Origin of the sequence: Pseudoalteromonas sp. APAL1, from assembly GCF_021532475.1 — a bacterium.
GTDB classification, from domain to species: domain Bacteria; phylum Pseudomonadota; class Gammaproteobacteria; order Enterobacterales; family Alteromonadaceae; genus Pseudoalteromonas; species Pseudoalteromonas lipolytica_C.
Genome location: NZ_JAKGAW010000054.1, coordinates 18,755 through 27,206 on the forward strand (window position 1 = coordinate 18,755; position 8,452 = coordinate 27,206).

General features: G+C 41.3%; 9 protein-coding genes and 1 pseudogene. 7 read left to right on the forward strand and 3 right to left on the reverse strand.

What is annotated here, in order from left to right:
• Positions 1 to 71: 71 nt before the first annotated feature.
• The 6 genes from ffh to tyrA all read left to right on the forward strand — a co-directional run bounded on the left by ffh (position 72) and on the right by tyrA (position 5,062).
• The gene (gene ffh, locus L1264_RS18720) at positions 72 to 1,448 is read left to right on the forward strand and encodes a signal recognition particle protein (RefSeq protein WP_135925540.1); all 1,377 of its coding nucleotides are present in this window, start codon (positions 72 to 74) and stop codon (positions 1,446 to 1,448) included.
• A 243-nt stretch (positions 1,449 to 1,691) separates the two neighbouring features.
• Positions 1,692 to 1,940 (forward strand): 30S ribosomal protein S16, encoded by a 249-nt coding sequence (gene rpsP, locus L1264_RS18725; RefSeq protein WP_036967110.1) that lies wholly within the window; start codon positions 1,692 to 1,694, stop codon positions 1,938 to 1,940.
• A 17-nt stretch (positions 1,941 to 1,957) separates the two neighbouring features.
• A complete protein-coding gene (gene rimM, locus L1264_RS18730; RefSeq protein WP_135925538.1) occupies positions 1,958 to 2,491 on the forward strand; it encodes a ribosome maturation factor RimM in 534 nt (177 codons plus the stop codon).
• Positions 2,491 to 3,258, forward strand: a complete 768-nt coding sequence (trmD, locus tag L1264_RS18735) for a tRNA (guanosine(37)-N1)-methyltransferase TrmD (RefSeq protein WP_135925535.1) — start codon at positions 2,491 to 2,493, stop codon at positions 3,256 to 3,258. Before rimM ends, trmD begins: the two co-directional genes overlap by 1 nt.
• Before the next feature lie 33 nt (positions 3,259 to 3,291).
• The gene (gene rplS, locus L1264_RS18740) at positions 3,292 to 3,651 is read left to right on the forward strand and encodes a 50S ribosomal protein L19 (RefSeq protein WP_130051062.1); all 360 of its coding nucleotides are present in this window, start codon (positions 3,292 to 3,294) and stop codon (positions 3,649 to 3,651) included.
• 277 nt (positions 3,652 to 3,928) lie between these two features.
• Positions 3,929 to 5,062 (forward strand): bifunctional chorismate mutase/prephenate dehydrogenase, encoded by a 1,134-nt coding sequence (gene tyrA, locus L1264_RS18745; RefSeq protein WP_138556842.1) that lies wholly within the window; start codon positions 3,929 to 3,931, stop codon positions 5,060 to 5,062.
• A 76-nt stretch (positions 5,063 to 5,138) separates the two neighbouring features.
• On the opposite strand, the gene nhaB is transcribed toward tyrA, so the two are convergent.
• Positions 5,139 to 6,719 (reverse strand): sodium/proton antiporter NhaB, encoded by a 1,581-nt coding sequence (gene nhaB / locus L1264_RS18750; RefSeq protein WP_135925530.1) that lies wholly within the window; start codon positions 6,717 to 6,719, stop codon positions 5,139 to 5,141.
• 267 nt (positions 6,720 to 6,986) lie between these two features.
• On the opposite strand from nhaB, the gene fadR reads away from it, so the two are divergent.
• The gene (gene fadR / locus L1264_RS18755) at positions 6,987 to 7,700 is read left to right on the forward strand and encodes a fatty acid metabolism transcriptional regulator FadR (protein WP_054561887.1); all 714 of its coding nucleotides are present in this window, start codon (positions 6,987 to 6,989) and stop codon (positions 7,698 to 7,700) included.
• 116 nt (positions 7,701 to 7,816) lie between these two features.
• Here fadR and bcp read toward each other — a convergent pair whose 3' ends face one another.
• A complete protein-coding gene (gene bcp / locus L1264_RS18760; RefSeq protein WP_135925528.1) occupies positions 7,817 to 8,296 on the reverse strand; it encodes a thioredoxin-dependent thiol peroxidase in 480 nt (159 codons plus the stop codon).
• Between the two features lie 10 nt (positions 8,297 to 8,306).
• Positions 8,307 to 8,452 (reverse strand): annotated as a pseudogene (locus L1264_RS18765) (glycine cleavage system protein R); the annotation flags it as partial.

Genomic DNA, 8,452 nt, shown 5'->3' on the forward strand with positions numbered 1-8,452 from the left:
GCCTTTATTGCCGAATAAACTGTACGTTTTACAAGCAATTTAGGTGAAACTCGTTTTATCGGAAACTTTACATGTTTGAGAATCTCCAAGAACGCTTAGGTAAAACCTTAAAAAATATCAGTGGCCGCGGACGCCTAACTGAAGACAATATTAAAGATACATTACGCGAAGTCCGCATGGCATTTTTGGAAGCGGACGTTGCCTTACCTGTTGTTCGTGAGTTCGTTAAGCAAGTTAAAGAACGTGCCGTTGGTGTTGAAGTAACGAAAAGCTTAAGCCCAGGCCAAGTCTTTATTAAGATTGTTCGTGAAGAACTTGAAAAAGCCATGGGCGAAGCCAACGAAGAGCTTAGCCTTAATGCACAGCCGCCAGCAGTAGTGATGATGGCAGGTTTGCAAGGTGCGGGTAAAACAACCAGTGTTGGTAAACTAGCTAAATTCTTAAAAGAGCGTAAAAAGAAATCTGTATTAGTTGTGAGTGCCGACGTTTATCGTCCGGCAGCAATCAAACAGCTTGAAACACTGGCTGATGAAGTGGGTGTTGAGTTCTTCCCAAGTGACATTTCACAAAAGCCTGTAGATATTGCCAACAGCGCTATTTCGCACGCGAAGAAGAAATTCATTGATGTGGTATTAGTTGATACCGCGGGTCGTTTACACGTCGATAACGACATGATGGACGAGATCAAAGCACTTCATAGTGCAATTAATCCAATTGAAACCTTATTCGTTGTTGATGCGATGACAGGTCAAGATGCGGCAAATACTGCAAAAGCATTTGATGAAGCACTGCCTTTAAGTGGTGTGATCTTAACCAAGACCGATGGTGATGCTCGTGGTGGTGCTGCCTTATCGATTCGTCATATTACCGGTAAACCAATTAAGTTTATGGGTGTGGGTGAGCGTACAGATGCACTTGAACCATTCCACCCTGACCGAATTGCTTCTCGTATCCTAGGTATGGGTGATGTACTTTCATTAATCGAAGAAGTCGAGATGAAAGTAGATAAAGAGAAAGCTGCTAAAGTTGCCGAGAAAGTATTTAAAGGTGACGGTTTCACATTAGATGACTTTGCAGAGCAACTTCGTCAGATGAAGAACATGGGCGGCATGATGTCGATGCTTGATAAGCTGCCGGGTATGCAAAACCTTCCAGATGCTGTAAAAGGTCAAATGGGCGATAAAACTTTCGTGCAAATGGAAGCGATCATTAACTCAATGACCCCAAAAGAGCGTGCACGTCCTGAAATCATTAAAGGCTCTCGTAAAAAACGTATTGCTGCTGGTTCTGGTACCCAAGTACAAGAGATCAATAAACTGCTTAAGCAATTTACGCAAATGCAAAAAATGATGAAGAAGATGAAAGGCAAGGGCGGCATGAAGAAAATGATGCGCGGTATGAAAGGTATGTTACCACCGGGTATGATGGGTGGCGGTCCAAAATTTTAATTGAGCTTATCATTGAGCGTGTACAAAAAAGGGGCATATAGCTCCTTTTTTTGTAGATAAATTATGCGTAGTTGTTAGCTGAGTGTAAGATTTAAAGCCCAGATCAGTGTTTAATCAACTAAACTTACATTTTGCAGCAGTTCTTACTTGCAATGTTGCAAAAAACTCGTACAATTCCCCAGCTTCCCGTACTGGGGAGTAAATCTTATTAATGAAAACAGTCAATCTAATGTAGAGGACGGTATGGTAACTATTCGTTTGCAACGTGGTGGCGCTAAAAAACGCCCTTTCTATCAAATTGTGGTTGCGGATAGCCGTTTCTCGCGTGACGGTCGCTTCATCGAGAAAGTAGGTTTCTTTAACCCAATCGCTTCTGGTCAGGAAGAAAAAGTACGTTTAGATTTATCTCGTGTTGAACACTGGGTAGGTCAAGGTGCATCTCTTTCAGATCGCGTAGCTAAATTAGTTAAAGACGCTCGTAAAGCGGCTTAATAGGCGTAAGAGTAACCATGAGTCAAGAGAACACCTCGTATATTACAGTAGGAAAGCTCGGTGCCCCGTATGGTATAAAGGGCTGGCTTAAGGTGCATTCATTTACTGATGATCCCGAAGGGATCTTCGATTTCAGCCCATGGTTGATAGGGCAACAAGGTAAATGGCAGACCTTAGAAGTGGTCGACTGGCGTCGCCACAACAAAGGCTTTATCGCTAAAGTTGCGCAAGTAAACGACAGAGACGAAGCAATGGCTTTGACCAATGTAGAAATTTCCGTGGATGCAGCGCAGCTTCCAGAATTACCGCAAGGTGAATTCTATTGGCGAGATCTCATTGGCATGTCAGTTGTAACCGATAAAGGCTACGACTTAGGCACTGTTGATGACCTAATGGAGACAGGGTCAAATGATGTTTTGGTTGTGAAAGCAAACAAAAAAGATGCATTTGGCCAAGCAGAACGTTTAATTCCTTTTTTAACAGACTCTGTTATTAAAGAAGTTAAACATGATGCAAGAGAAATTACCGTAGACTGGGATCCAGGGTTTTAATGTCACAAACAAGTTCACTATGGGTAGGGGTGATTAGCCTTTTCCCGGACATGTTTGATGCGATAACTACCCAAGGGGTTACAGGTCGTGCAGTTAAAAATGGTCTAATCGACTTTAATTGCTGGAACCCACGTGACTATGCAACTGATAAGCATAGGACCGTGGATGATCGCCCTTATGGCGGTGGTCCAGGCATGTTAATGATGGTTGAACCATTGAAACAAGCCATTCTTGACGCAAAAAAAGCGGCAGGTGATGGTGCAAAAGTAATTTATATGTCCCCGCAAGGGCGCAAATTAGATCAACAAGGGGCAAGCGAGCTTGCCAACTCAGATAAGTTGATTCTAATTGCCGGTCGCTATGAAGGTATAGACGAGCGAATTATAGAGTCGTACGTTGACGAAGAATGGTCAATAGGCGATTTTATATTAAGTGGTGGTGAACTACCCGCTATGACGCTAATTGATGCAGTAGCACGATTAGTACCAGGGGTGTTAGGGCATAACCAGTCAGCTGAGCAAGATTCATTTTCGGATGGCTTGCTTGATTGTCCTCATTATACACGGCCAGAGACATTGGATGATAAGCAGGTTCCCGCTGTATTACTCAGTGGTAACCACCAAGAAATTGCAAAGTGGCGTTTAAAACAATCACTTGGCAGAACTTGGCTACGTCGTCCTGACTTGTTGCATAACCTAGCTCTGACTGAGGAGCAAGCGGCACTTCTTGCTGAGTTCCAGCAAGAGTACCAACAAGCTTGTGGCTAGAAGACAGTTACACCTAGGAAAGTGAGAAATATAATGGCAAAAGTAAACCAAAATATTATTAAAGCGCTTGAAGAAGAGCAGCTTAAATCAGACGTACCAGCATTCGGCGCTGGTGATACAGTTGTTGTACAGGTACGTGTAAAAGAAGGTAACAAAGAGCGTCTACAGGCCTTTGAAGGTGTTGTAATCGCTAAGCGTAATCGTGGTCTTCACTCAGCATTCACAGTTCGTAAAATTTCGAGCGGTGAAGGTGTTGAGCGTGTATTCCAAACGCACAGCCCTCTTATCGATAGTATCTCAGTTAAACGTCGCGGTGCTGTTCGCCGTGCGAAACTTTACTATCTACGTGAGCGTTCTGGTAAATCTGCACGTATTAGAGAAAAACTTAACTAATACGCGCTGTTTTACAACGCAAAATAAAACGGGTTGCAGCCTTAGGTTGCAACCCGTTTTGGTTTTTATAGCAAAAAATATCTAGTTACGACTTTCAAATTTAGTTGTCAGCACTTCTTAATATCTCTTTCTAATTTAAATATTCCCTTGTGATTCAAGCCGTGTAGAAGTGTTAGGGCTTTGTGCTTTGCTGTTTATCCTGTTACTATAATTCGTATTGAAAGCTTTACTTTTTTGTATATATTTTTGTACGTTTTTGGGTTTGAGGTGTATTAACGTGGTAACAGTGAATGAGCTTGATGAATTAAGGACAGGAATTGACGAATGCGATGCGCAGTTAGTTTCCTTGTTGGCAAAAAGAAACAGTATAACGGCTAAAATTGGTGCAATTAAGCAGCAAATTGGCGCCCCTTTGCATGCGCCGGATCGCGAAGCTGATTTACTTGAAGCGCGAAGACAAGAAGCGATTGCACAAGGAGTTAACCCTGAGTTAGTTGAAGATATTCTGCGTCGTATGATGCGTGAAGCATATCAAAATCAACAAGGGAGTTTGGCTTGTTCAGCTCCTCAGTTATCTCCTATTGTGATTGTCGGTGGGCAAGGTGCTATGGGTCAATTGTTTGCACAACAATTCATTCGCTCAGGATACGATGTACGAATTTTAGATAAAGAGCAACAAGCCGACAGCGAAGCGATATTAGCCGGTGCAAAACTTGTACTTGTAAGTGTGCCAATTAATGCACTTGAGCAAGTCGTTGCTGCATTACCAACACTCGATGATGACTGTTTATTAGTTGATATTACCTCAGTTAAACAAAAGCCTTTAAAAGCCCTCATGGCGGCTCACAGCGGCCCTGTGGTAGGTTTACACCCAATGTTTGGTCCAGATATTTCGCACTGGGTAAAACAAACGGTCGTAGTGTGTGAAGGGCGAAATCATGAAGTAGCAAAAGGGCTAATGGCACAATTACAGATCTGGGGTTGTCAAGTAGTTGAAATGGATGCCAAAAAGCATGATGAAGCGATGCAAATCATCCAAGTAATGCGCCACTTAACAACGTTTGTGTACGGACAATTCTTAGCTAAACAAAGCCATACGTTAGCAGAGCTACGTAGCTGCTCTTCACCTATTTATCAGTTAGAGTTAATGATGGTAGGGCGTTTATTTGCCCAGTCACCAGAGTTGTACTCTGACATCATGCTGGCGCAATTTGATGATGTAGAGCCGTTACTTGCGAGTTATCAAGACACCTTTGCAGACACTCTTGAGAAGCTAAAAGCTGGTGATAAAGAGTCATTAATAAATGCCTTTGCTAACGCAAAAGAATATTTCTCTGATGCAACTGCACATTTCTTAACACAAAGCCGTAGCTTACTTAATAAAGCAAACGATGCGAAAGTGTTAGATTAATAATTTGGTTTAATTAAACAAAAGCCCGCATCAAGCGGGCTTTTTAGTTTCAAATATGTTGTTGGCAATAATTGCCCTAATGGCCACCTAAGGAGCCTGGTAACGCACCTGTGTGGTGATTAATTAAACCCCATTGATACAGTAAATCAGTCATATCAGAAAGGCTGAATAAGGTCATGCTTAAACCGACAACTGTCAACACTATGGTATAAGGTAGCGCCATATAAACCATGCGCCCATAAGATAGCCTCAACACAGGGGCTAACGTTGAAGTAAGTAAGAATAAGAACGCAGCTTGTCCATTTGGTGTGGCAACACTTGGAAGGTTGGTACCGGTATTAATTGCTACAGCTAATAAATCAAACTGGTCACGAGTAATTTGACCAGCTTCGAGTGCAGCTGCAACTTCATTTATATAAACAGTACCCACAAACACATTATCACTGACCATCGACAGAATACCGTTGGCAATAAAAAACATCACAAGTTGCAATTGGCCTTCAAAGGTCAGAACCCAAGCAATTACGGGGGTAAATAAATGTTGGTCAATGATGACGGCAACAATAGAAAAGAATACGCACAACAAAGCAGTAAAAGGCAATGCTTCTTCAAAGGCTTTGCCAAGTTGATGCTCTTCTATAATTCCTGCACTGGCTGTAGCAAAAATAATTACAGACAAGCCAATTAGACCAACTGTGGCAAGGTGTAAAGCAAGGCCAATGATAAGCCAAACTGCAATAACAGCTTGAATAGCTAGGTTTACCTTATCGCGTGTTGTGCGTTTTTTCTCAAGCTTCTTCGCATGATCAGATAAAATAGTGTGAATCGGGGCGGGCAGTTTCGCACCGTAACCAAACGCTTTGGTTTTTTCCAATAAAATAGTTGTGGATATACCCGCAATCATAACCGGCAGGGTGATTGGTAACATGCGAAAGAAAAACTCGCCGAATAGCCAGCCAGCTCGCTCAGCAATAATTAAGTTTTGTGGTTCGCCTACCATCGTACACACTCCTCCTAAAGCTGTGCCTATAGAAGCATGCATTAATAAGTTACGGAGAAAAGCACGGAATTCTTCAAGCTCTTGACGATTGACCGGGCGTACTTGATTATCATCATTAATATCATGTTCACTACTCGAGTCCTTTCCCGAAGCAACTTTATGATAAATGCTGTAAAAACCCATCGCTACAGCAATGACAACAGCCATAACAGTTAGCGCATCTAAGAAAGCAGACAAAAAAGCTGCAGCAATCGTGAACGACAGCGACAATACAGTTTTACTTCGCACTGAAACAACAAGCTTTGTGAAGATATACAGAAGCAAGTCTTTCATAAAGTAAATACCTGCCACCATAAAGATAAGCAGCAAAATAACATCAATATTTTGTACTATTTCATGCTCAACTTGCCCAGCCGACGTCATCCCAATGAACATGGCTTCAATGGCAAGTAAGCCTCCAGGCTGAAGAGGGTAACACTTTAAAGCCATAGCAAGAGTAAAAATAAACTCTAACACTAAAACCCAACCCGCAAGATAGGGGTTAAGTTGAAATAATATAGGGTTTATTAGTAAAAAGGCGACAATGGTGTATTTATACCATTGAGGCGAGGTCCCCAAAAAATTTTTAAAGATCGCTGGTAAAATCCGCTGCTGCATCGCTGTACCTTATTATTTGTGCTTGTTGTTATTTCAAGTTAACTAAGCTTAGAGCTTATTTGAATTGTTAACTAGGTATATTTACTATACTTAAAGTATTATTCTTTTGGTGTATTATTGGGCCGAAAGGGCTTTTATTTAGCTATAAATAATAGATTTTTATGCACACCGGACTTAGTTTACTTGTTAGTTGCGGATCATCTGGTACAATCAGTGGGTTGTTCGCACATTGCGATAATAAAAGTTGCTAACTCAAGTGGAAAATGAATGAGAATTTTTAAAGCGAAAAGCCCAGCAGGTTTTGCTGAAGAATACATTGTTGAATCTATTTGGAATGGTGACTTTCCGCCGGGATCGATTCTTCCGGCAGAACGTGAATTGTCAGAGCTGATTGGTGTAACACGTACAACCTTACGTGAAGTACTTCAGCGTTTAGCGCGTGATGGCTGGCTAACGATCCAACACGGTAAACCAACACGTGTTAATAATTTCTGGGAGACGTCTGGTCTTAATATCTTAGAGACACTCGCACGTCTTGATGAAGATAAAATGCCAGAGCTTACCGATCAACTTCTTTCGGCACGAACCAATATCAGTGCTATTTACACGCGTGCAGCTATTAAATTAGCACCTGAGCGTGTAATTGAAATTCTTTCGCAGAGCGAAGAGCTAGAAGACAGCGCTCAGGCATTTGCTGATTATGATTACAAAGTTCACCATGAGCTTGCTGTGGCTGGTAATAACCGTATTTACGTGTTGATACTAAATGGCTTTAAAGGTTTTTACTCTAAAATTGGCTGTCACTACTTCTCTGACTCACGTACACGCGAATTAGCACGTCAGTTCTATAAAGACCTAACAGAACTTGCTGAGCGACGTGAACATGATGGTGCAATTTCGATGATGCGTAAATATGGTCATCAAACAGGTGAGATTTGGCAGCAAATTCGTGGCGATATGCCTGAAGACATCATGGATTAATAATCTGTTTTGCTGCTTTAAAATTACAAACCCAGCTCGATTGCTGGGTTTTTTGTACGTGAAGATAGTATTTTTAGCAAAAAGCGTTACCAAAAGTAACGCTTTTTGTTTAAAAATTAGTTTTGCGCGAGATAATCTAAAACAACCTGATGATGGTCTTTGGTTTTGAACTTATCAAACACGTGTTTGATTTTACCGTCTTGACCTACAAGGAAGCTAATACGATGAATTCCTTCGTATTCTTTACCCATAAACTTCTTATAGCCCCAAATACCAAAAGCATCTGCTATGGCATGATCTTCATCAGCTAATAAATCAAAGTTCAGCTCTTTTTTGGTTTCAAAGTTTTTTAAACGCTTGATCGGGTCTGGACTTATACCAACGATACGGGTGTTAAATTTAGCAAGCTCAGCTTTTTCGTCACGTAAGTTCTCTGCTTGTACAGTACAACCTGGTGTTGATGCTTTCGGATAAAAATAAACCAGTACTTGCTGCTCTTTTAATAAATCGGCTAACACGATTGTTTCATCGTTTTGATTTTGTAGACTAAAAGCAGGGGCTGTGTCACCTGCTTGTAGAGGATTAATTTTCTTCATACAGTGCTCCTTAACGAATGCGTCTAAAGATATAATCTACGTTCAAACTACGAGAAAGATCTTCAAAGCTCACTTTAAAATTATCAATATCAACGTCGACAGGGATATTAAACTCCAGTTCACAGCGCATTTTTAGTTCATTGTCTTCTTCATAAG